This window comes from Vibrio phycocola, from assembly GCF_053850235.1.
The window spans coordinates 91,472-113,182 of record NZ_JBSQDJ010000005.1 but is presented as its reverse complement, the minus strand read 5'-3'; the positions used below and the strand labels follow the sequence as shown (position 1 = coordinate 113,182).

The 21,711-nt window shown below is 42.5% G+C and carries 21 protein-coding genes; 2 read left to right on the top strand and 19 right to left on the bottom strand.

Annotated elements, in window-relative coordinates:
• Positions 1-5: 5 nt before the first annotated feature.
• The 18 genes from ccmE to sixA form a co-directional block, all read right to left on the bottom strand.
• Positions 6-461: a cytochrome c maturation protein CcmE gene (ccmE, locus tag ACWU4D_RS08110; RefSeq protein WP_456050903.1), complete on the bottom strand. Its 456-nt coding sequence runs from the start codon at positions 459-461 to the stop codon at positions 6-8.
• Complete coding sequence (gene ccmD / locus ACWU4D_RS08105) at positions 458-667, bottom strand: heme exporter protein CcmD (protein WP_456050902.1); 210 nt, start codon at positions 665-667, stop codon at positions 458-460. Before ccmD ends, ccmE begins: the two co-directional genes overlap by 4 nt.
• Positions 668-1,417 (bottom strand): heme ABC transporter permease, encoded by a 750-nt coding sequence (locus ACWU4D_RS08100; protein ID WP_456050901.1) that lies wholly within the window; start codon positions 1,415-1,417, stop codon positions 668-670.
• A 14-nt stretch (positions 1,418-1,431) separates the two neighbouring features.
• Entirely contained in the window at positions 1,432-2,100 is a 669-nt protein-coding gene (gene ccmB, locus ACWU4D_RS08095) for a heme exporter protein CcmB (protein WP_456050900.1), read from the bottom strand.
• The gene (gene ccmA, locus ACWU4D_RS08090) at positions 2,094-2,723 is read right to left on the bottom strand and encodes a cytochrome c biogenesis heme-transporting ATPase CcmA (RefSeq protein ID WP_456050899.1); all 630 of its coding nucleotides are present in this window, start codon (positions 2,721-2,723) and stop codon (positions 2,094-2,096) included. Before ccmA ends, ccmB begins: the two co-directional genes overlap by 7 nt.
• A 163-nt stretch (positions 2,724-2,886) precedes the next feature.
• Positions 2,887-3,399 carry a DUF2802 domain-containing protein gene (locus tag ACWU4D_RS08085; protein ID WP_456050898.1) on the bottom strand — a complete coding sequence of 171 codons (513 nt, stop codon included), beginning with the start codon at positions 3,397-3,399 and terminating at the stop codon, positions 2,887-2,889.
• Complete coding sequence (locus ACWU4D_RS08080; RefSeq protein WP_456050897.1) at positions 3,399-3,896, bottom strand: chemotaxis protein CheW; 498 nt, start codon at positions 3,894-3,896, stop codon at positions 3,399-3,401. Before ACWU4D_RS08080 ends, ACWU4D_RS08085 begins: the two co-directional genes overlap by 1 nt.
• Positions 3,897-3,934: 38 nt before the next feature.
• Complete coding sequence (locus ACWU4D_RS08075; RefSeq protein WP_456050896.1) at positions 3,935-4,918, bottom strand: chemotaxis protein CheW; 984 nt, start codon at positions 4,916-4,918, stop codon at positions 3,935-3,937.
• Complete coding sequence (locus tag ACWU4D_RS08070) at positions 4,908-5,687, bottom strand: ParA family protein (RefSeq protein ID WP_456050895.1); 780 nt, start codon at positions 5,685-5,687, stop codon at positions 4,908-4,910. The genes ACWU4D_RS08075 and ACWU4D_RS08070 overlap by 11 nt, the downstream gene beginning before the upstream one ends.
• Positions 5,688-5,695: 8 nt before the next feature.
• A complete protein-coding gene (locus ACWU4D_RS08065; RefSeq protein WP_456050894.1) occupies positions 5,696-6,865 on the bottom strand; it encodes a protein-glutamate methylesterase/protein-glutamine glutaminase in 1,170 nt (389 codons plus the stop codon).
• A 24-nt stretch (positions 6,866-6,889) separates the two neighbouring features.
• Entirely contained in the window at positions 6,890-9,067 is a 2,178-nt protein-coding gene (locus tag ACWU4D_RS08060; protein ID WP_456050893.1) for a chemotaxis protein CheA, read from the bottom strand.
• 9 nt (positions 9,068-9,076) lie between these two features.
• Positions 9,077-9,796 (bottom strand): protein phosphatase CheZ, encoded by a 720-nt coding sequence (locus ACWU4D_RS08055; RefSeq protein ID WP_456050892.1) that lies wholly within the window; start codon positions 9,794-9,796, stop codon positions 9,077-9,079.
• Between the two features lie 82 nt (positions 9,797-9,878).
• Positions 9,879-10,247 (bottom strand): chemotaxis response regulator CheY, encoded by a 369-nt coding sequence (gene cheY, locus ACWU4D_RS08050; protein WP_456051063.1) that lies wholly within the window; start codon positions 10,245-10,247, stop codon positions 9,879-9,881.
• Positions 10,248-10,295: 48 nt separating this feature from the next.
• The gene (locus ACWU4D_RS08045; protein ID WP_456050891.1) at positions 10,296-11,030 is read right to left on the bottom strand and encodes an RNA polymerase sigma factor FliA; all 735 of its coding nucleotides are present in this window, start codon (positions 11,028-11,030) and stop codon (positions 10,296-10,298) included.
• Between the two features lie 4 nt (positions 11,031-11,034).
• Complete coding sequence (locus tag ACWU4D_RS08040) at positions 11,035-11,910, bottom strand: MinD/ParA family protein (protein WP_456050890.1); 876 nt, start codon at positions 11,908-11,910, stop codon at positions 11,035-11,037.
• A 13-nt stretch (positions 11,911-11,923) separates the two neighbouring features.
• The gene (flhF, locus tag ACWU4D_RS08035) at positions 11,924-13,357 is read right to left on the bottom strand and encodes a flagellar biosynthesis protein FlhF (protein ID WP_456051062.1); all 1,434 of its coding nucleotides are present in this window, start codon (positions 13,355-13,357) and stop codon (positions 11,924-11,926) included.
• Between the two features lie 66 nt (positions 13,358-13,423).
• On the bottom strand, positions 13,424-15,517 hold the full coding sequence (gene flhA, locus ACWU4D_RS08030) for a flagellar biosynthesis protein FlhA (RefSeq protein ID WP_456050889.1): 2,094 nt from the start codon (positions 15,515-15,517) through the stop codon (positions 13,424-13,426).
• A 142-nt stretch (positions 15,518-15,659) separates the two neighbouring features.
• Positions 15,660-16,124 (bottom strand): phosphohistidine phosphatase SixA, encoded by a 465-nt coding sequence (gene sixA, locus ACWU4D_RS08025; RefSeq protein ID WP_456050888.1) that lies wholly within the window; start codon positions 16,122-16,124, stop codon positions 15,660-15,662.
• A 216-nt stretch (positions 16,125-16,340) separates the two neighbouring features.
• On the opposite strand from sixA, the gene ACWU4D_RS08020 reads away from it, so the two are divergent.
• Positions 16,341-19,118, top strand: a complete 2,778-nt coding sequence (locus ACWU4D_RS08020) for an insulinase family protein (RefSeq protein WP_456051061.1) — start codon at positions 16,341-16,343, stop codon at positions 19,116-19,118.
• An 8-nt stretch (positions 19,119-19,126) separates the two neighbouring features.
• On the opposite strand, the gene ACWU4D_RS08015 is transcribed toward ACWU4D_RS08020, so the two are convergent.
• The gene (locus tag ACWU4D_RS08015) at positions 19,127-19,735 is read right to left on the bottom strand and encodes a VOC family protein (protein ID WP_456050887.1); all 609 of its coding nucleotides are present in this window, start codon (positions 19,733-19,735) and stop codon (positions 19,127-19,129) included.
• Positions 19,736-19,938: 203 nt separating this feature from the next.
• Between ACWU4D_RS08015 and argS the strand changes: the two genes are divergently transcribed.
• Positions 19,939-21,672: an arginine--tRNA ligase gene (gene argS, locus ACWU4D_RS08010; RefSeq protein ID WP_456050886.1), complete on the top strand. Its 1,734-nt coding sequence runs from the start codon at positions 19,939-19,941 to the stop codon at positions 21,670-21,672.
• Positions 21,673-21,711 lie beyond the last annotated feature (39 nt).

Below are 21,711 nucleotides of genomic sequence, written 5' to 3'. Positions count from 1 at the left end.
AGCGTTTACTGCGCTATTGCTTCATGATTTGCTTTCATCGCTTCTTCGATCTCTGGAGGCATGTAGTTTTCATCATGCTTGGCAAGAACCTCGAATGCCTCAATCGTTTTACTATCGACTAATACACCTTGAGCAACGATACCTTGTCCTTCCCGAAAAAGATCTGGAAGAATGCCATCGTAAGTTACGGTGATTGAATCGCCGATATCGTTAAGATCGAAACTCACCTTTAACGAGTCACTGTCGCGTTTAACCGATCCCTCAACAACCATCCCACCGACTCTCAATCGTTGTCCAGTTGATGGTTTCTCACCATTTGGTTTCCCGTTTAAGATTTCACTGGGCGTATAAAAAAGATCGATATTCTGATTGAGAGCATACAGAGTTAAACCAACTGTCGCTCCCAAACCCAATACAATAGATAGCACGATTGCTAACCGTTTTTTACGTCTAGGATTCATAGAGTATTCTCCATTGTTTTTGCCGCTTCAATCCTAGCCTGACGCTCCAATTCTTGTTTAACTTGAGCCAAAATTTTATTTTTCTTTCTCATACTACTAATAAGTAACCATAACCCTGAAATAAACGTAATCCCAAATGAGCTCCAAACATATACGGCATAACCACCCATAGCAATAAAGTCACTCATTGAATCAAAATAGAGCATCTATGTCTCTCCATTATTGTTGATAACTAGTGCCTTGACCCAAGGTCGGTGATGTTCACTGGCAAGAATTTCGTTACGCAGTCTAATCATACTAACCAGCGCAAGAAATAACCCAAACGCGACAATATTAATCAAAAGCGGCCACAACATTGAGGATGAAATTGAAGGTTTCGCGAACTTCGTAATAGAAGCACCTTGATGAAGTGTATTCCACCACTCCACTGAAAAATGGATAATCGGTAAGTTAATCACACCAACAATCGCAAGAATACCGGATGCCTTTGCAGCAACTTTACTATCATCAAATGCGTTATATAAGGCAATAACACCAATATAAAGAAACAATAGTATCAACTCAGACGTCAAGCGCGCGTCCCAGACCCACCAAGCTCCCCACATTGGTTTACCCCAAACAGCGCCAGTCACTAACGCTATAAAAGTGAATACCGCACCAATAGGCGCAATCGCGGTCGCGGCCAGGTTCGACATTCTTACCTGCCACACTAAGCCGATAAAAGCACTAATGGCCATCGTCAAATACGCTCCCATCGACCATATTGCCGATGGAACATGGATATACATAATTCTAAAACTATCTCCCTGCTGATAATCCGCAGGTGAGAAAGCAAGCCCCCATATGGTGCCGACAAGCAACAACACGATACACGAGATCATTAAATACGGAATTAATAGTCCACAAAATCGGTACGTTGTTTCTGGTTTTGCTAAGGGGTGAAGCCACTTCCACATTTTACTTCTCTCTATTACTCAACGCTAACTCTGAGCGATAAACCAATCAATATAGGTGTCATTGTCATTGACCCCGTCAGCATTGCGGCTAATACCGCTAATTGTCCAGTGTATGATACGCCAAGTGAAGCTGACTCTATGGCTGAAGTAGCAAAAATTAGCACTGGAATATACAGCGGTAATACTAATAAACTAAGAATAACACTGCCTTTTCTCAATCCAACCGTTAATGCCACTCCAATCGCACCAATAAAACTCAGTGTCGGTGTTCCGACCAACAAGGTTAGCATTAACGCAACCCAACTATCCCATTCAACTGCCAACAAAATAGCGAGTAATGGACTGATAATGAGCAAAGGCAATGCTGTTAATATCCAGTGAGCGATGACTTTAGCCAAGACAATAACAAATAAAGGAGTTGGAGCAAGCAAAAGCTGTTCTAACGCACCATCGTTGAAGTCATCTCGAAACATTCGTTCTAGTGATAATAACGTCGATAGTAATGCCGCAACCCAAACAATCCCAGCAGCAATACGAGTTAATATCCCAGGCTCTGGCCCTAGAGCAAGGGGAAACAAGGTAACAATCAGAACAAAGAACCATAGCGGATTCAACACTTCAGATTGACGTCGATAAGCCAATAGCAACTCGCGTCGAACAATTAACACAAATGTCGTTAACATATTGGGGCTTCACCTAAGTTGATAGACTTCAACCGATTGCTTTCTCGAAACAAATCTTGGTGAGTCGTAAACACCAACATTCCTCCACGCTCGACATGTGAAGTAAATAATGATTCTAAAATTGCGACGCCTTTTTTATCGATCGCCGTTAAAGGTTCATCCAAAACCCATAATTTTTTTTCACTTAACCATAAACGAGCTAGAGCAACACGACGTTGCTGACCTGCAGAAAGATGCATCACTGGGATATCTTCACGTCCGGCCAAACCTACCTTAGCCAAAACCGTATAGATCTTCTCATCAGATTGAGTGTTATTGTGTAGCGATTGATAAAACTGTGCATTTTCCAAAGCTGTTAGTTCTCGTTTAACACCCGTTTGATGTCCAATAAACAATAATTCACTGTTGTATTCATCGCGACATCTCTTGATGGTGGACTGGTTCCAATACACATCGCCTTCGTCAGCGACACCCAACCCGGCAAGAATTCGCAATAATGTCGTTTTGCCACTGCCATTTTGCCCTTCAACTTGAATAAGTTCGCCAGGAAAAACGGAAAATGAAAGGTTGGATATTAGCGGTTTGTTTCCACGGATAACCGAGAGGTTCTTAATGTCTAGCATGATTTAATTCACTGGTCCTTCTTGGGCGCTATCTTAACACATGCGCGCCAAGGTCAAATCAGTAAGTACAATAAACCCCTCAAAATTGGCACTTCATCTACTATTTACACAAATAATGAAAATTAAATAAAAATAAGGGAACCATTTGGTTCCCTTATTTATTCTAACTGCGAGGATTTTTTCGTATCGCTGCATTTGGCTCAGGTATCCCGCTCTTTAATCTTTCTGGAAGACTACTAAGGGGCGGAACCTTTTCTTTGCCCGCTAATTTTTGCTGTAACGAATACATTAATTCAGCTTCAGCTTGAGGTAATTCACATTCACTGATCACCTCGTCGATGTCAGCTCCGAGCTTAACGAGTTTGCTTGCTCGAGAATACAGTCTCGAATCTGTATCTTCTTGTTCGAGTTCAACAAGACGCTCGTTTAACAAGACAAGAAGCTCCTGCTGGTCAGTCACTTTTTGTCCTAAACCAATAACGACAGAACGTAGTTCAAGCAATTGTTTATTGGTTTTAATTAATTGGTTGCTTACTTCTTCACGCTGCACCTTCTCGTGTTCAATTTGCTTCATCGAACTTCTTTTCACTTGTCCGATAATCACAAAAAGAACCAACACAACAACAAGGCATACACCCAATATGATCGGCGTCTCAACCGCTGCAAGATTTACCATTATAAATGAGCCATTTCGTCCCATTCTTCATCTGATAGAAGCTTATTCAAATCAACCAAGATCAATAACTTACCATCTCGATTACTTACACCTTGGATAAACTTAGCGCTTTCATCAGTACCAACACTTGGAGTCGTATCAATTTCTGAAGATTTAAGATATACAACTTCCGCTACACTATCGACTAAGATACCAATAACCTGATGCTCAGATTCAATCACAATAATACGCGTATTGTCCGTTGTTTCGCCTTGAATCAGACCAAAACGAGAGCGTGTATCAATGACCGTTACAACATTACCACGCAGATTAATGATACCTAGTACGTAATCTGGCGCACCAGGAACGGGAGCGATTTCGGTATAGCGTAGAACTTCTCGTACTTGCATTACATTAATGCCGTAGGTTTCTTCCTCAAGTTGAAATGTCACCCACTGAAGTACTTCGTCATTCGAAGACCCATCTTTTCTTAGTTCTACTTCGTTCGCTTCAAACATAACTTTTCCTCTATTAAGCCGTTTCCGACATCAATGTTCTACAATTTTTCAAGTGCGTTTACATCTTGGCCAGCATCTAACATCTGAATTAGCGCCTCGACATGAATTAATGCACACATTTTTTCTTTAACCATTCCTGCAAGCCAAGGCCGCTTTCCTGCGGTTGAACGCCATCGAACTTCATCAGTTTGAATCAGCTCTGTCCCTTTCAATGCTCCACTTGCAAGTCCCCATAAACTTTCACCTAGCATGACAATATAATCATAAGACTCTTTATAAGAATCATCGATTAACTTGTCCGGCATCACCCATTTAGCGGTATCTACGACGTCAAGTTGATTATCTTTATTTGATTGCAGCCCTAAATACCATGAAGGTCGACCAATTAAGTGACTGGTCTCTTCTAAACGATGAATACCGCCTAATTCGTCAAGTGGCACCGCAAATGTCACGCCATAAACATCAAAAAATAGAACTTGAAACGCATGTTCACGCTCAGTTGATGTCCAAGTGGCCTCATTCAAAATAACTTGGTCTTCAACTTGGTGTTCTATTTCTTCTGAAACTTCAACTGATACACTCAGCTCTTCTTCGGAGTCAATTTCTACATCCGACTCTTCCGCCAGCGCTTCGACCTCAACCACCGGCTCGTCTTCAATATCCCATTCTTGAATTTCTTCAATATCGGGTTTATCTACAATATGTAAATTCACCGTATTTTGCGTGATCAGGTCATCAACACCGCTCACGTTTGTTACTGGATCACTGCCTTCGAGGCGATCGAGTAAACGCTGAACATCGACAAGACTAGGTGCTTCAACCTCACCGACTGACCGCATAGGCAAAAGTGGCTCTGCATCCAATTGTAATTGTGGTACAACTTCCAGCGGTTGGTTAATTTTCTGTTCAGTTTGTGCCACTATTTCTTGATCTAGTTCCAATTCTTCCGCAACTTCATCAAGTAATGCAGAAAAATAGTCCTTAAGAGCTTGCTCGCTCGACAATGTTTGATTAGGACTCATCGATCGCCAACCTCTCGAGGTAAATTAATAGCTGTCGATATGCAAAAACTCCCCGACTTCCTTGAGCAAAATAAGATGCAGGTAACCGTTTCAGGCTCGCATCACGAAATTTTGTGTCAATGGGAATAGCGGAACTCCAAACTCGTGTCGCATAGTCCTTTTTAAGCTGAGTTAATGTTTGTAACGATGCCTTCGTTCTTTTGTCGTACATAGTAGGAACGATCGTCACTTTAAAAGACTTCTTACGCGACTTCTGCATAATATCTAACGTTCTTACCATTCGCTCTAAGCCCTTCATTGCTAAGAACTCGGTTTGAACTGGAATCAGTATCCGGTCACTTGCCGCCAGAGCATTCACCATCATGACTCCAAGAATCGGAGGACAATCAATCAAGACATAGTCGTATTCTTGTTTTAATTGAATTAATGTCTTTTTTAAGACTAATCCCATACCGCTTCGATTGCCCATCACTCGATCTAACGTCGCGAGAGACATATGACCTGGGAGCAAATCTAAACCTTCAATGTTACTCTTCATAATTAAAGGTTTGATATTTGGTAAAGTAAGCGATTCAAGTTGAAACAAGTCAAACAGACTGCTCGATAACCCATCACTGTCATACCCCATGTAGGTCGTTAATGATGCATGAGGGTCAGTATCGACAAGCAAAACTCTTTTCCCTTGCTGACTTAATAGGCCAGCAAGAGTGATGGTTGTAGTGGTTTTTCCGACTCCACCTTTTTGATTGGCGATACTCCAAACAATCATGAATATTCCTACCTTAGCCCTAGTTCAACCAGCATTCTTTCTGCTACGCGGTCGAGAGGTAAATCTTCCGACGATATTCCCGCTTTAGCCACAGCTTGAGGCATGCCATAGACGACGCAACTTTCTTCGTCTTGAGCCCAAATTGTAGACCCCGATGCCTGTAGCATCCGAGATCCTTCACGGCCATCTGCTCCCATTCCTGTTAAAATCATCGTGAGGGCTTTGTCTGAAAATGTTTTAGCGATTGAACCAAAAGTAACGTCAACACTTGGCTTATAGTTCATTCGTTCACCGCCATCGAAAACTTTCAACTTAGCGGATCCAGGGCGCCCTTCTACCATCATTTGTAAACCACCAGGTGCGAGATACGCCACTCCAGGACGCAATATGTCGCCATCTTGAGCTTCTTTAACTGAGATTTTACACAGAGTATTTAAACGACTGGCAAATGCATTAGTAAATGTCGCAGGCATGTGCTGTACGAGTAGAATTGGATGTGGATAATTTGCAGGTAACTGGGTCAAAATCTTCTGTAACGCAACCGGTCCACCCGTTGATGTTCCAATCGCGGTTAGTTGGTAACGCTTTCCAGAGGCTTTAAATCGCCCCGCAGCAGAACCAAATGCTTGAGGAGATGTCGTTCTCTCAAGTGGCGATGTTCTTGTCGATGTCACCGGTTTCGCTGATGCCGTCTGACGTGCTAATCCACTCCCACTTTGTGGGCTAATGGATGATGTTGTCGACTTTTTCGCAACAGGTGCGATACGACGAAGAGACGACTTTTTACGAGAAATTTCAATAACTCGTTGCTGAAGCAATGTCACCGCTTCGTCTCTATTTCGGGCAATATCCTCAAACTTTTTAGGTAAAAAGTCTAAAGCTCCGGCATCAAGTGCATCTAGTGTTGCCTTGGCTCCATCATGAGTTAATGAAGAAAACATCAAAATGGGTGTTGGATGGGTCGCCATAATTTCTTTAACAGCAGAAATACCATCAAGTACAGGCATCTCTATATCCATAGTGATCACATCAGGCTTAAGCGTTTTGGCTTTTTCTATCGCTTCTTTGCCGTTTGTTGCGACATCCATCACCTCCATACGCACGTCCGAATTAATGATTTCACTTACCCGACGCCGGAAAAAGCTTGAGTCATCAACCACTAACACTTTAATTGCCATATTTCCCTTACTCCAATTACGTCATTAAATACGAGACACAGATGCGTATCGTTTTAAAAGGTCTGCTATATCAAGAATAAGCGCAATATGACCATCACTCGTAATCGTCGCTCCTGCCATTCCTGGTGTACCTTGTAGCAATTCATCTAAAGGCTTAATAACCACTTCTTCCTGTCCAATAAGAGTATCAACAACAAAACCAACTCGTTGGCTCCCTAGTTGAACAATAACTACGTGACCATGTCCTTTTCTTGGCTCGACAATACCTTTTTGAGGTGCAAGCCAGTTTTGCAAATAAAATAACGGTATCGATTTCTCACGTACAATGATTGTCAACTGACCATCTACGATATTGGTACGGCTTAAATCTAGGTGGAATATTTCATTCACACTAGCTAAGGGAAGAGCATATGGATGATCAGCAACACCAACCATTAACGTTGGTAATATTGCTAACGTTAGTGGAACCTTAATGGAAATCTTCGTTCCTTTACCCATTTCTGAGTCGATGTCAATCGAGCCATTCAGTGTATTGATTGCCGTTTTAACAACGTCCATTCCGACGCCACGGCCTGATACTTCAGAAATCTGATCTTTACTAGAAAACCCAGGAGCAAAGATAAGATTAAAACACTCGCTATTGGTTAATCGAGCCGCCGCATCTTCATCCATAAGGCCGCGTTTCACCGCTATCGATCTAAGTTTATCTGGATCCATCCCTGCGCCATCATCGATGATGCATAGTTCAATGTGATCACCTTCTTGAGACGCAGATAAAATCACTTTACCAGTCTTAGATTTACCGGATTTAACACGGTCAGCTGGCATTTCGATACCATGGTCAACAGAGTTTCGAACCAAGTGAATCAATGGATCTGCAAGTGCTTCTACTAAGTTTTTATCGAGGTCGGTATCTTCACCGCGCATTTCCAAAACAATATCTTTATGCAGTGTACGCGCCAGATCTCGAACCACTCGAGGGAAACGACCAAACACTTTCTTGATTGGTTGCATCCGAGTTTTCATCACCGCACCTTGTAGGTCTGCCGTGACTACATCAAGGTTAGAGACCGCTTTCGACATCTCTTCATCGTTGCGATTCAACCCTAAACTAATCAGCCTGTTTCTAACGAGAACCAATTCCCCAACCATATTCATGATCACATCTAACGTTGATGTATCAACTCGTACCGTTGCCTCTGCTTGAGGTTTCTTAGCCTGAGCCGCTGTCTCTTTTTTCGAAGCGGCTGGTTTTTCAGCAGGAGCTTTTGCCGCAGCAGGTTTCGGCGCTGGTGCTTTGGGTTTCTCAACTTTAGCTTCAGGTTTTGCTGGTGCTGCTGGTGCCGACGGAGCGGCTGGTGCTTGCGCTGGCTCTGCTTGTTCTAAATTTGGACCTTTACCCGAACCATGAAGATCATCGAGTAACTTTTCGAATTCATCATCGGTAATATTATCATCGCTACTTGAAGCAGATTCTTGTGCAGTCGGCTTACTAACCGGTGGCGAGTCATCTGAGGGGCCATGACCAGAGCCATGTAATTCATCGAGTAGTTTTTCAAACTCATCATCGGTAATATCATCGGAAGCTGGAGGCGCTTCAGCGACAGCTGGTGCCTCATCATTGGCGTCATTTGGCGATTGACCTGCCCCATGTAATTCATCCAATAACTTTTCGAATTCGTCTTCTGTTATTTCATCAATAGAACCCTCATCTGCTTCATTGGAAGGAGCGAGTACCACTTCAGGTTCTGGCTCAGGCTCGGGTTCTTCGGCAACAACTGGTTCTACTTCCGGTTCAGCTTCATCTTCTGATTGTGGCTTTGAAAGACGATGAAGTTCTTTCAATAATTCAGGATCGGCTGCCACTAGCGGTTCACTTTCCTGTACTGCCTGGAACTGCTCATTGACGGTATCTAGAGAACGTAGCATCGTATCCATTAAACTGGCGTCAACATCACGTTGTCCGTTACGTAAAGTATCGAACACGTTTTCTGCACCATGACACGTTTCCACTAATTCAGTGAGCGCTAAAAACCCTGCGCCACCTTTCACAGTGTGGAATCCTCTAAATATGGCATTAAGAAGGTCTTTATCGTTCGGGTTATTCTCCAAATCCACCAACTGCTCAGATAACAGTTCTAGGAGTTCACCCGCCTCAACTAAAAAGTCCTGTAGAATTTCTTCGTCTAATTCGTAGCTCATGCAGTACCTCTAAAAACCTAAGCTTGATAACAAGTCATCAACTTCATCTTGAGAAGAGACAGCATCTTCCCGCTCATAAGCGTTAATGATTGGACCTTCTGGGCCCACTGGCTTGCTTACTTCATCTGGTTTATCTTGTAGTTTATCAGTACCAAATACTGTAAGAACGCCAATTAGTTGCTTCTCTACTTCGCCAACTAACTCAATCACGCGTTTTATAATCTGTCCTGTTAAATCTTGGAAATCTTGAGCCATTAGTATTTCAGTCAACTGCCCTTGAAGCTCCGAGCTGTTTCCTTCAATCTGACTTAATAGATCATCTATTCCATGACACAAAACTTTAAACTCACTGATATCTATTCGACCTTGCATGAGCTGATTCCACTGAGGTCTCACTTCAAGCAAGCTCCCATGCAGCTTCTCTGCGATCGGCATACAACGTTCAACGGAATCCATCGTTTTATTCGCAGCAACTTCCGTCTTAGAAATCACGTATTGCAAACGATCTTTGGCGTCTGGAATTTCATCATTCGCAATTTCATTCATCCGTTCATCTAGATGAAATTCTCTTAACGAATCATGTAATTCTCGCGTTAGTGTTCCGATTTGATTAAACATCGGGTTTTCTAACTGACGATTACAGATCTCGCTTAAAAGAGCATTTGCACTATCTTGCTCTTCTTGCTCTAAGTACTGTACGAGTTGTCTCGCTTGTTCTAATGAAATCATCCTGTCTTAGCCTTTCACATGCTATTGGATCAAATAATGAACGATATATATATCCATTCCTCATATCACATAAAGCGTCGAGTTATAATCGTTCAAAAACTTTATCGAGCTTCTCTTTAAGAGTACCCGCGGTGAATGGTTTAACGATGTAACCGTTCACGCCAGCTTGAGCAGCTTCAATAATTTGCTCACGCTTTGCTTCTGCCGTGATCATCAACACTGGTAAATGCTTTAAGTTATCATCTGCTCGGATGTTCTTGAGCAAATCGATACCTTGCATTCCTGGCATATTCCAATCCGTAACCACGAAATCAAAATCACCATTCTTAAGCATTGGTAGTGCGGTCAACCCGTCATCGGCTTCAGAGGTATTATTGAAGCCAAGATCACGAAGTAGGTTCTTTACAATTCTGCGCATCGTTGAAAAGTCATCAACAATCAGGATTTTCATGTTTTTATTCAAAATAGCCTCCACTGAGATAGAGATCAGTGACAAAAATTAATCATCTTGAGTCCAAGAACTCAATTTCGTTCTTAAACGTTGCATAGTTTGGCTCAGTATTTGACTAACACGTGATTCACTCACGCCAAGTACTTCACCAATTTCTTTTAAGTTAAGCTCTTCATCATAGTAGAGCGAAAGGACTAACGCTTCTCGCTCAGGCAGTGATTTGATTGACGTTATAAGTGCATTGCGAAAACTTTCATCGGCAACACCTTTAAACGGAGTATCATCTTCCACCATTTCGATGGGCGATATTGCATCATCGGAAACACCTAGATCTTCGATACCCACCACTCTCGAACAATTAATGTCCTTAACTACAGTATGGTACTGATCTAGAGACATTTCTAAATAATTTGCAATTTCAGTGTCGGTGGGATCACGATTTAGCTCTCCTTCTAGCACTGACGTGGCTTGAGCGATCTCACGACTGTGGCGGTGAACTGACCGTGGAACCCAATCTCCGCGGCGCATATCATCCAACATTGCACCTCGAATACGGATACCAGCATAGGTTTCAAAGCTTGCACCTTTGCTACCATCATAATTTTTTTGCGCTTCAAGCAAGCCGATCAACCCTGCTTGTATTAAATCCTCAACCTGAACACTGGCAGGCAAACGAGCCATCAAATGGTGAGCAATCCGTTTAACTAAAACGGAGTACTTTTCCAAAAATGCATTCTGACCCTGCAAATTACCGCGGTGATCATATGTGAGTGGCTTATTCACTAACTTATTCCTCCGCCGTGTCAGATCGATAAAGTAGGCGTTCAACAAAGAACTCTAAATGCCCACTTGGCGTTTTAGGTATTGGCCACATTAGTGCTTTATTAGCGAGAGAGTTTATCGCCAAAGACGCTGGTGATTTAGGGAACGCTTCGACAACGATTTTCTGTTTTTTAACGGCCTGTCTAACATTATCGTCTAGCGGTATACATGCAACCAGTTCAATAGTGACATTCAAAAAACGTTCAGTAACTAATGTTAGCTTAGCAAACAATTCTCGACCTTCCCGATAACTTCTAACCATATTCGCAACGATTTTGAAGCGCTGAACCTGATGTTCTCGACTAAGTAGCTTAATAAGCGCATAAGCATCAGTTATTGAAGTGGGTTCATCACAAACCACTATTACGACATCTTGAGCAGCTCGAGAAAAACTCACTACCATATCTGAGATACCAGCCGCGGTATCTACTAACAAGACGTCCATCTCTTCATCCAAATTGCCGAACGCGCGAATCAGTCCCACGTGTTGCGCATGAGAAAGCTCTGTCATCGACTGAGTTCCCGATGTGGCTGGGATTATTCGTATTCCAAAAGGCCCCTCTACAATGGCATCACTTAATTCGCACTCACCTGCAAGGACATGGCCTAAATTTTTCTTTGGTCGAATACCAAGCATAATGTCGACATTAGCCAACCCGAGATCAGCATCCAATACCATCACTCGTTTGCCTTGACGTGCCATGCTAATTGCCATGCCAAGTGTTACGTTAGATTTGCCAACACCACCTTTTCCGCCGGTAACCGTAATTACCTTGGTGAGAGAGGGTTTACTTAAACGGCGTAATCCGCTCGCTTGATCTTGTATCATATTGTTCGTCATATCGATTCGCCGCCTAATATCCCTCTGAGTCACTACTCCAGTAGCGAGGCTCATTTTCATCAGAGTCTTCAAGCAATTCATTTGCTTTTGCTACCATGAATTTCGGTTGTGCGAGTACAATATCTTCAGGTACTCGTTGGCCATTTGCGATATACGCCACTGGCAATGCATTCTGTACAATCACACTCACAAATTCACCAAGGCTCAGTGATTCATCTAACTTGGTCATAATGCAACCGGACAAAGGAATCCGCCGAAAGTGATCGATGGTTTCTTGTAATACTTTCCTTTGAGCTGTTGCAGGTAAAACCAAATAGCTATGAATATTCTCTCCACTATTTTGCATTAACGTATCTAATTGCTCTGACAGTCTGACATCTCGTTGTCCCATACCAGCCGTATCAACAAGCACGAGACGCCGATTTCGCAGCTGATGTATAACATCGGCTAAATCGTTGGAATCTTTAGCGACTTTTACAGGGCAACCCATAATTTTTCCATAAATTGCCAATTGTTCATGCGCTCCGATTCTAAAGGTATCTGTGGTGACTAATGCCACACTGTCAGATCCATATTCCATTGCGGCACGCGCGGCCAATTTAGCAATTGTCGTGGTTTTTCCTACTCCAGTGGGACCAAGTAACGCGACAATCCCACCTCGTTTCAAAATATCTTTTTTTGCCACAGGAATTTGGTCTGCTACGAGTCGTAACAGAGCTTTCCACGCTTTTGGCGGTGCAGTATCTTCTGGGATATAGCAAGCAAGTTGATCCGCAAGCTCTGATGAGACTCCCATCCGTTCGAGTCGCTTAATCAGCATTGCTCTTAACGGCTCTCGACGTTCAACCTCCTGCCACATCAATCCCGAAACCTGATGTTCGAGTAATCGCCGAATCGAATTAATATCTTCACGCATTAAGTTCAATTCACCGTCGCTCTCTTCATGAGAGTTAACATTCATATTAGGAGATTTAGACACCCCTCCTCGCCCACCAGCAAGCGAATTTGAAGCCGTTTCGTTTCCTCGGCGGTTTTGCGACGGTTTTCTACTGCTACCTTGATCGCTTTGGCTGCCTTTCGCTTGACGTTTTAACAATGCATCCAAAGAGTCGGCTTGCTCAGAGTTGTCCGCAGATGAATCATCCGTAGAATATTGATTGAGCAAATCTGCAAACCGTTTCGTCATTGGGGCTTCATTCTGACCACCACGACGACCTAGTTGAACCTGATCATCTGCTAGGTTGCGTGTTAACGGAGCAGATCGAGTGACAGGTGCGGGTGTTTTGTGACGCGGTTGACTGTTGTACTGCTGAGCCGATGATTTAGGTAGCGTGTTATCGCCGTCAACCGCTGCGACGATTTCGACACCACCGGCAACTTTTTTGTTAGACATGATGACGGCATCAGACCCAAGTTCTTCTTTGACTTGTAGCAACGCCGCTTTCATATCTTGAGCGAAAAAACGTTTAATTTTCAATGCTAAAATCCACCATCAATCAACTGTACTCTCAAGTTAATTTCCAACTGCTTGAACAATTCGAATCTGTTTTTCATCTGGTATCTCTTGATAAGAAAGGACTCTCAAGTTCGGTATTGTGTTCTTCACAAACTTCGCCAATGTTGAACGAAGTATTCCTGAAGTTAAGAGAACCGCGGCTTCACCTTTAAGCTCTTGATCTTGAGTTGCTTGAGTTAATGCTGATTGAAGACGTTCAGCTAAACCCGGTTCAATGCCAGCAGACTCTCCACCAGACGCCTGCATAGTCTGATGCAATATCTGTTCCAATTCTGGAATTAAAGTAATAACTGGCAGTTCAGGCTCGATACCATTGATTTCTTGAACGATAAGGCGTTTCAAGGCGATGCGTACAGCGGCAGTCAATACGTCAGGTTCTTGACTCTTTCCTGAGTATTCAGCCAGTGTTTGGACGATCGTCCGAATGTCACGAATTGGAATGGCTTCATTAAGTAAATTCTGTAGCACACGAACAACAACGCCTAAAGAAACACGATCTGGAACAAAGCCATCCACCAATTTAGGCGCTGACTTCGCTAGCATATCTAATAGGTTCTGAACCTCTTCATGGCCTATCAATTGTGAAGCATTATTGGTTAATAATTGACTGAGGTGGGTCGCAAGCACTGTTGCAGCATCGACCACGGTATAGCCTAGTGCTTGTGCTGTTTCACGCTGTTCGTCTGATATCCATACCGCTTCTAAGCCAAAAGCAGGATCGAATGTATGTTCACCCTCAATCGCACCATAAACTTGGCCTGGGTTTATCGCCAACTCTTGGTCCGCTTTAATTTCAGCTTCACCTACAGCCACACCCATTAAAGTAATGCGGTAACTATTCGGCGTGAGCTCTAAGTTGTCTCGAATGTGAACGGGTGGGATAAGAAAACCAAAATCTTGTGATAGTTTCTTCCGTACACCTTTCACACGCTCAAGTAACTCGCCGCCTTGATCTTTATCTACCAGCGGGATCAATCGATAACCCACTTCTAATCCTATAATATCAACAGGTTGAACATCATCCCATGACAGTTCTTTATTGATTGGTGCTTCTACAGCTGGTGTATCTGGAAGTTGTTTTTCTTCTTTTTCTTTACCTTGCTTACGATTAATCCAATAAGCACTTCCTCCAGCCAATGATGCTAGAAGTAAAAACGAAAAGTGAGGCATCCCTGGGACAACACCCATAACAGCCAAAATAATCGCAGTGATCATCAGAGCCTTAGGATTATCAACAAGCTGGAAAACAACTTGCTGTCCCATGTCTTCATCAGTATTTTGACGCGTCACCATAATGGCTGCGCCAATCGACAAAAGAAGAGATGGAATCTGTGCGACAAGGCCATCACCAATGGTCAATAAGGTGTATATCTCAATCGCTTCACCAAAACTCAATTCATATTGAGCCATACCAATACTCAACCCACCAATAATGTTGATGAAAAGAATCAAGATACCGGCAATCGCATCACCTTTGACGAATTTAGAAGCACCATCCATCGAACCATAAAAATCTGCTTCCTTTGTCACTTCAAAACGTCGAGTCCGAGCTTGCTCTTGGTCAATCAGCCCTGCATTTAAGTCAGCATCAATTGCCATCTGTTTACCCGGTAAGGCATCCAAGGTAAAACGCGCACTAACTTCTGATATTCTTCCCGCACCCTTGGTTACAACCATAAAGTTAATGATCATCAAGATAAGGAATACAACAAGACCAACAGCGTAGTTCCCGCCAATTACGACATTACCAAATGCTTCTATCACATTACCCGCGGCACCTGCGCCTTCGTGACCTTTTAAGAGAACAACACGGGTAGAAGCTACGTTCAATGCTAAGCGCAGTAAGGTCGCAATTAATAAAACGGTCGGAAAAGCCGCGAATTCCAATGGTCGACGAGTGTAAATCGTCACTAAAAGTACCACCATGGAAAGCGCAATATTGAAAGTGAAAGAGAGGTCGAGCAAAAAGGCAGGGATTGGCAATATAATCATTGCGAGTGTTGCCAATACCATGACTGGTGCGCCTACTGCTGGTAGGCCTCGCTGTGAAACATTGGGAAACTTATTACTGAACGGTAAAGTAAACTTCATAAACCTTTTGCCACTGTTATCTTAAAAAAGAGCTGGATTCACTCGATTAAGATATCAATATGCAATTATCGAACCATAGAAAAGTCAATTTTATGGCTCGAGGTTAAATCGGCTTACTTTATATATTTTTCAAAGAGTTATACTATGGCCGATTCTGCCACAGTAACTCACCTTGTTTTGATGCGACGTCAAATTCTACGCACGCTAGTCCAGATGTTGGAAACATTGGAGCGGATAAATCAGCGACAAATTCAGCGGTTAAATACCCAACCAACGGGAGGTGAGACACGAACATAATAGACTGTAGATTTTCTAACTCAGCCAAGGCACACACATATTCGTATACCTGTTCTGATTGTCCGTAAGGTGTAATGTCATCATATAATTCAACGGATTTTGCATCCAATAAAGGCGCTATTTGTTGCCATGTCTCTTGCGCGCGAACATAAGGACTGACGAAGACCTTATCTATTTTCGCTGGCATTTTATCTAATGACTGGGTAATTGTGGCAAGAGATTCATCTTTCCCACGCTGGGTTAATGTTCTCTCTGCATCACAGGAAGCTAAAAGCCCGGCTTCTCCATGACGCATAATATAAATTTTCATAGTAACGACCTTTTACTCTACACCCCAAGTCCAGACATTCTGTAGTTTGGTTAAAGTTTAAACGCAGCGATATTTATTATTGTGTATATACTCGATATCTTAATGGTTTTATAAGCACGAAAACACTATTTTGCTCATAAAAATAGTCCTAAGACGTTGCGAGTAATCAAATCAACGCCATACTAAATGATTAAACGACGAACGAGAACTAACATTGTGCATATAAGCCCGAATGATTCCAACAACTACCGCTACCTAACTCTATCAAATCAATTAAGAGTTTTATTGATAGAAGATTCGACGACCCAAAAATCGTCTGCAGCACTCGCGGTGAATGTTGGTCACTTCGACGATCCGATAGATCGTGAAGGACTTTCTCATTATCTGGAGCATATGCTTTTCTTAGGGACAAAAACCTACCCTAAAACCAGTGAGTTCCAAAGCTTCATAAATCAACATGGTGGGACTCACAATGCTTGGACTGGCACAGAGCATAGTTGCTTTTTCTTCGATATTAGTCCAAATGCTTTTGAACAAGGCTTAGATCGCTTTGCTCGATTCTTTTTTGAACCATTGTTTAATGAAGAAGCGCTTGATAAGGAACGCCAAGCGGTTGAGTCGGAATACAAACTTAAGTTAAATGATGATACGCGACGCTTATATCAGGTACACAAAGAGACGATCAATCCAGAGCATCCGTTTTCAAAATTCTCTGTTGGTAACTTACACACATTAAACGACAGAAATGAAAAATCGATTCGCGAAGAAATCTTGTCATTCTACCAGCAACAATATTCTGCTGATATCATGACTCTTGCGATAATTAGTGACCAATCCCTTGATGATATGGAAGCACTTGTAACGCCTTTATTTGAACAAGTGACCAACAAATCGTTACGTGGAAAAAAAATAGACATTCCATTTACGACTGAAGAGCAACGTGCGGTTTATATACAGATAGAACCGTTAAAAGAGATTCGTAAGCTCACCTTAAGCTTTCCGCTTCCGTCAATGAATCAATATTACCAAACAAAGCCCCTTTCCTATTTTGCTCATCTTATCGGTCACGAAGGTGAAGGCAGTTTATTATTGGCATTGAAAAATAAAGGTTGGATTACCGGGTTATCTGCAGGTGGTGGCGCGAGTGGGAGTAATTACCGTGAATTTAACATTAGCCTCCAACTGACCAACGACGGCCTAGAATTCATTCAAGAAATAACCCAAGCAACTCTTCAAACTATCGAGTTGATTCGTCAGCAAGGGCTTGAAGAATGGCGATATATCGAAAAGAAAACAGTCATAGAATCAGCATTTCGTTTTCAAGAAAAAGCCAGAGCGTTAGAAACGGTATCGCACCTCGTGATCAATATGCAGCACTATCATCTCGATGACACTATTTTTGGTGACTACATGATGACAGAGTATGACGAGGCGATATTAAGAGAGGTTATCGATCAATTTACGTTAGACAACTTGCGTGTAACATTAGTCGCTTTTGACGGTGAATATGACCAAAAAGCCAACTGGTACTTCACCCCTTATTCAATGAGAAAGCTGAGTGATGAAGAACGAACTCTGTTAGCGACGCCACTGGCCGATCTCGACATCCACCTACCTAAGAAAAATCCGTTTATTCAGGATGTACAAACTCCCAAAACATTAGAACAGTGTCATGATACACCACAGATACTGAAAGAGAGTGAAGGGTATCGTTTATGGCACATGCAAGATAGCCAGTTCAGGGTTCCTAAAGGGGTCATCTATATCGCAATAGACAGCCCTCATGCGGTATCGAGTTCACGAGCGATTGTTATGGTTCGTCTATGTGTTGAAATGTTTCTCGATTCACTTGTTGAGGAAACTTATCAAGCGGAAATCGCAGGTATGAGTTACAATATGTATGCTCATCAAGGTGGAGTAACTCTTTCACTCTCTGGGTTCAACGCCAAACAACTCGAACTCCTCAAGTTAATATTGCACCGGTTTACTCACCGAGAATTCAACCAACCTCGATTTGATACCATTAAAACTCAGCTAGAAAGAAGCTGGCGTAATTCGTCATTAGATCGCCCATTATCCCAACTCTTTAATGCTCTTACAGGATTGTTGCAACCGAATAATCCACCATTTACGCAACTTTTAGAGGCCCTTGAGACAGTTGAGCTTAACGACCTAAAACCTTTTGTTGATCAAATAATGACACTACTGCACATCGAAGTGTTTGTCGTAGGTGACTGGACTCAAGCAGATGCCGTTGAAATCGGTGACACGGTTTATCAAACATTATTGGCACAAGATCAACGTTATGAAGAGTCATTGCGACCTTTAATTATGCTTGGTAATCAAGGATCATTGCAGCATGAAATAAAATGCAACCAAGAAGACTCTGCCGTTGTGGTTTATCATCAGTGTGAAAACATATTGCCACGAAATATCGCACTTTATTCACTGGCGAATCATTTGATGTCAGCAACCTTTTTTAATGAGATCAGAACCAAACAACAATTGGGATATATGGTAGGAACAGGAAATTTACCACTTAACCGCCACCCAGGAATCGTTCTGTATGTCCAATCTCCTCACGCCTCTCCTACTGAGTTAATGAAGTCGATTGATGAATTTCTCAACGCATTCTATATGGTGCTACTGGAGTTAAATGAGTATCAGTGGCAAAGCAGTAAAAAAGGGTTAATTAATCAAATGTCGACACCTGATACGTCGCTTCGCAGTCGAGCTCAGCGATTATGGGTTGCCATCGGAAACAAAGATCTCGAATTTAACCAACGTCAAATAGTCGTTGAAGAGCTAGAGTCTTTAAGCCGTAGCGATATGATTCGATTTGTTGTTAATCAACTAAAACCTAGAACAGCCCATCGTCTCGTTATGCATAGCTTAGGAATCGGTCATATCGACGCAGAAACACTTGATATTGGTCGTGCTATCACTTCGTTAAGCGATCTTCAATCGATGCCAAAAGATTGTCGGCTAGGGTAAATCCGATATCACGTAAATAACGGTGATTGTTCCGACAAGATCACCGTTTTTAACGCATGAGGATGAAGTTTAATCGTTACCCCACTCCACTTAAATGCAATTGTTGGGTTTGGCAATCGTTCACCGCTTGCTTTTGGTTCTGACATTTTGACACTCACTCCCAGTTCAGAAAAGTCATCCCAACAACGGTTCAAACGAGGGAATTGTTGGCGAATAAAAGTAACAAATTCATCGAGTGATTCCGCGCGGCAAGGAACCACAAACTCCACATGTTCCCACCCCTGAATTGGGTATGTTTTCCCCTTTGCTGGGTAAGGAAGTTCTACACAATCGGTTTGCCATTTACCGACAACGATAGGCTGGTTTAATTCAACAACGACGATCGGACGTCCATTGATTTCAGCTCTAGAAATAACCTCTCCCATTTTGGCCCATTCACTCTCGGCCCTTTGTGCTTCGCAGTGTTGATTGATCCTCATTGCAACATGATCCATGTTCAATGACGCCACATCTAACCCAAGGATCTTCATAAAGCTATCAATTTTATTTGAAAACAAAGAGATACCATCAATCATCATCACAGGTGAAAACTCAAAATTAGGTTCATGGTATGTCATCTAGATCATCCTTATCAGTAAGAAACGACAGCATAGTAACAGCCAGATAGGAAAAGTAGAAAATTCCTTAACTCCGCTCTATAAGATATCGAATAAAATTGCTATTATGTGCGCCAATTTTTGAACAAGATCGAGATATAAGTCACCCAATCTGGTGAGTCCAATATGTCTCCTAACATTTCGTTAAATCGAAGGACAAACGTGTGAATATCCAAGCACTCATAAACGATAAAGTATCACAAGCCCTAGAAGCGGCGGGCGCACCAGCAGGTAGCCCAGCAGCCGTACGTCAATCTGCAAAACCACAGTTTGGTGATTACCAAGCGAATGGTGTTATGGGTGTAGCGAAAAAGCTGAAAATGAATCCACGTGAATTCGCTCAAAAAGTGTTAGATGTTCTCGATCTTGACGGCATTGCAAGTAAAACTGAAATAGCAGGCCCAGGTTTCATCAATATCTTTCTTAGTGAAGAGTTTCTCGCTAAACAAGCTGAAATTGCTCTGGCCGACTCTCGGATCGGTGTAGCGAAAGATGCACCATTAACGATTGTTGCTGACTATTCAGCGCCTAACGTTGCTAAAGAGATGCACGTAGGCCACTTACGCTCAACCATCATTGGGGACGCAGTCGTTCGTACCTTAGAGTTTCTAGGTCATAAAGTTATCCGTGCGAACCACATTGGTGACTGGGGAACTCAGTTTGGGATGCTCATCGCCAACTTAGAACGTGTCCAGCAAGCTTCTGGTGAAGTGTCTATGGAGCTTTCTGACTTAGAAGGGTTTTATCGTGAATCGAAAAAGCTCTACGATGAAGATGAGGAATTCGCACTAAAAGCTCGAAACTATGTTGTTAAACTGCAAAGCGGCGATCCTGCTTGTGCAGAGATGTGGAAAAAACTCGTCGATATTACCATGACGCAAAACCAAGGTAACTATGACCGCTTAAATGTCTCACTATCTCGCGATGATGTGATGGGCGAAAGCATGTATAACGACATGCTACCAAGCATCGTATCTGATCTGAAAGCACAGGGTTTAGCGACAGAAGATGATGGTGCTCAAGTTGTATTCTTAGATGAGTACAAGAATAAAGACGGCGATCCTATGGGCGTTATCGTACAAAAACGTGACGGTGGCTTCCTATACACCACAACTGATATCGCATGCGCTAAATACCGTTATGAAACACTTGGTGCAGATCGCGTACTCTACTTTATCGACTCACGCCAACACCAGCACTTGATGCAAGCATGGACTATCGTACGTAAAGCTGGCTATATTCCAGAAAGTGTCTCGCTAGAACATCACGCTTTCGGCATGATGCTAGGTAAAGATGGTCGTCCATTTAAAACCCGCGCGGGTGGCACGGTACGTTTAGCCGATTTACTGGATGAAGCAGAAGAACGCGCAAATGCGTTAATCGAAGCGAAAAACCCAGATCTTACAACAACTGAAAAAGCAAATATCGCCAATACTGTTGCAATGGCTGCGGTTAAATATTCTGACTTATCAAAGCACCGTACGACAGATTACGTATTTGACTGGGATAACATGCTTGCGTTTGAAGGTAATACTGCTCCGTACATGCAATATGCTTATACACGTGTGGCGTCTATTTTCCAAAAAGCATCCATCGAAATGGATAACCTGACTGGCAATATTCAAGTTAGTGAAGAGAAAGAAAAAGCGCTCATTGCAAAGCTTCTCCAATTTGAAGAAGCGGTTCAAAGTGTCGCTCGTGAAGGTCAACCACATATTATGTGTAACTATCTATTCGAGCTTGCAGGCCAATTTTCAAGTTTCTATGAAGCCTGTCCTGTTCTAAACGCTTCTGATCAATCCATTAAAGAAAGTCGTTTAAAACTCTCTGCTCTCACTGCGAAAACTATCAAACAAGGCCTTTCTCTACTTGGGATTGAAACATTAGAAAGAATGTAGATATAGAGTTGATTAAAGAACAAACAAAAGGCCGCACTT

What these genes read in the sequence shown, in the direction of transcription:
- flhF (WP_456051062.1), bottom strand. Translation starts at nt 13,357, where the DNA reads ATGAAAGCGGCGTTGCTACAAGTCAAAGAAGAACTTGGGTCTGATGCC.
- ccmA (WP_456050899.1), bottom strand. Translation starts at nt 2,723, where the DNA reads ATGCTAGACATTAAGAACCTCTCGGTTATCCGTGGAAACAAACCGCTA.
- ACWU4D_RS08060 (WP_456050893.1), bottom strand. Translation starts at nt 9,067, where the DNA reads ATGAGCTACGAATTAGACGAAGAAATTCTACAGGACTTTTTAGTTGAG.
- flhA (WP_456050889.1), bottom strand. Translation starts at nt 15,517, where the DNA reads ATGAAGTTTACTTTACCGTTCAGTAATAAGTTTCCCAATGTTTCACAG.
- ACWU4D_RS08080 (WP_456050897.1), bottom strand. Translation starts at nt 3,896, where the DNA reads ATGTTTGAAGCGAACGAAGTAGAACTAAGAAAAGATGGGTCTTCGAAT.
- cheY (WP_456051063.1), bottom strand. Translation starts at nt 10,247, where the DNA reads ATGAAAATCCTGATTGTTGATGACTTTTCAACGATGCGCAGAATTGTA.
- sixA (WP_456050888.1), bottom strand. Translation starts at nt 16,124, where the DNA reads ATGAAAATTTATATTATGCGTCATGGAGAAGCCGGGCTTTTAGCTTCC.
- ACWU4D_RS08085 (WP_456050898.1), bottom strand. Translation starts at nt 3,399, where the DNA reads ATGGTAAATCTTGCAGCGGTTGAGACGCCGATCATATTGGGTGTATGC.
- ACWU4D_RS08055 (WP_456050892.1), bottom strand. Translation starts at nt 9,796, where the DNA reads ATGATTTCATTAGAACAAGCGAGACAACTCGTACAGTACTTAGAGCAA.
- ACWU4D_RS08015 (WP_456050887.1), bottom strand. Translation starts at nt 19,735, where the DNA reads ATGACATACCATGAACCTAATTTTGAGTTTTCACCTGTGATGATGATT.
- ccmB (WP_456050900.1), bottom strand. Translation starts at nt 2,100, where the DNA reads ATGTTAACGACATTTGTGTTAATTGTTCGACGCGAGTTGCTATTGGCT.
- ACWU4D_RS08070 (WP_456050895.1), bottom strand. Translation starts at nt 5,687, where the DNA reads ATGATTGTTTGGAGTATCGCCAATCAAAAAGGTGGAGTCGGAAAAACC.
- ccmD (WP_456050902.1), bottom strand. Translation starts at nt 667, where the DNA reads ATGCTCTATTTTGATTCAATGAGTGACTTTATTGCTATGGGTGGTTAT.
- ACWU4D_RS08100 (WP_456050901.1), bottom strand. Translation starts at nt 1,417, where the DNA reads ATGTGGAAGTGGCTTCACCCCTTAGCAAAACCAGAAACAACGTACCGA.
- ACWU4D_RS08075 (WP_456050896.1), bottom strand. Translation starts at nt 4,918, where the DNA reads ATGAGTCCTAATCAAACATTGTCGAGCGAGCAAGCTCTTAAGGACTAT.
- ACWU4D_RS08065 (WP_456050894.1), bottom strand. Translation starts at nt 6,865, where the DNA reads ATGGCAATTAAAGTGTTAGTGGTTGATGACTCAAGCTTTTTCCGGCGT.
- ccmE (WP_456050903.1), bottom strand. Translation starts at nt 461, where the DNA reads ATGAATCCTAGACGTAAAAAACGGTTAGCAATCGTGCTATCTATTGTA.
- ACWU4D_RS08040 (WP_456050890.1), bottom strand. Translation starts at nt 11,910, where the DNA reads ATGACGAACAATATGATACAAGATCAAGCGAGCGGATTACGCCGTTTA.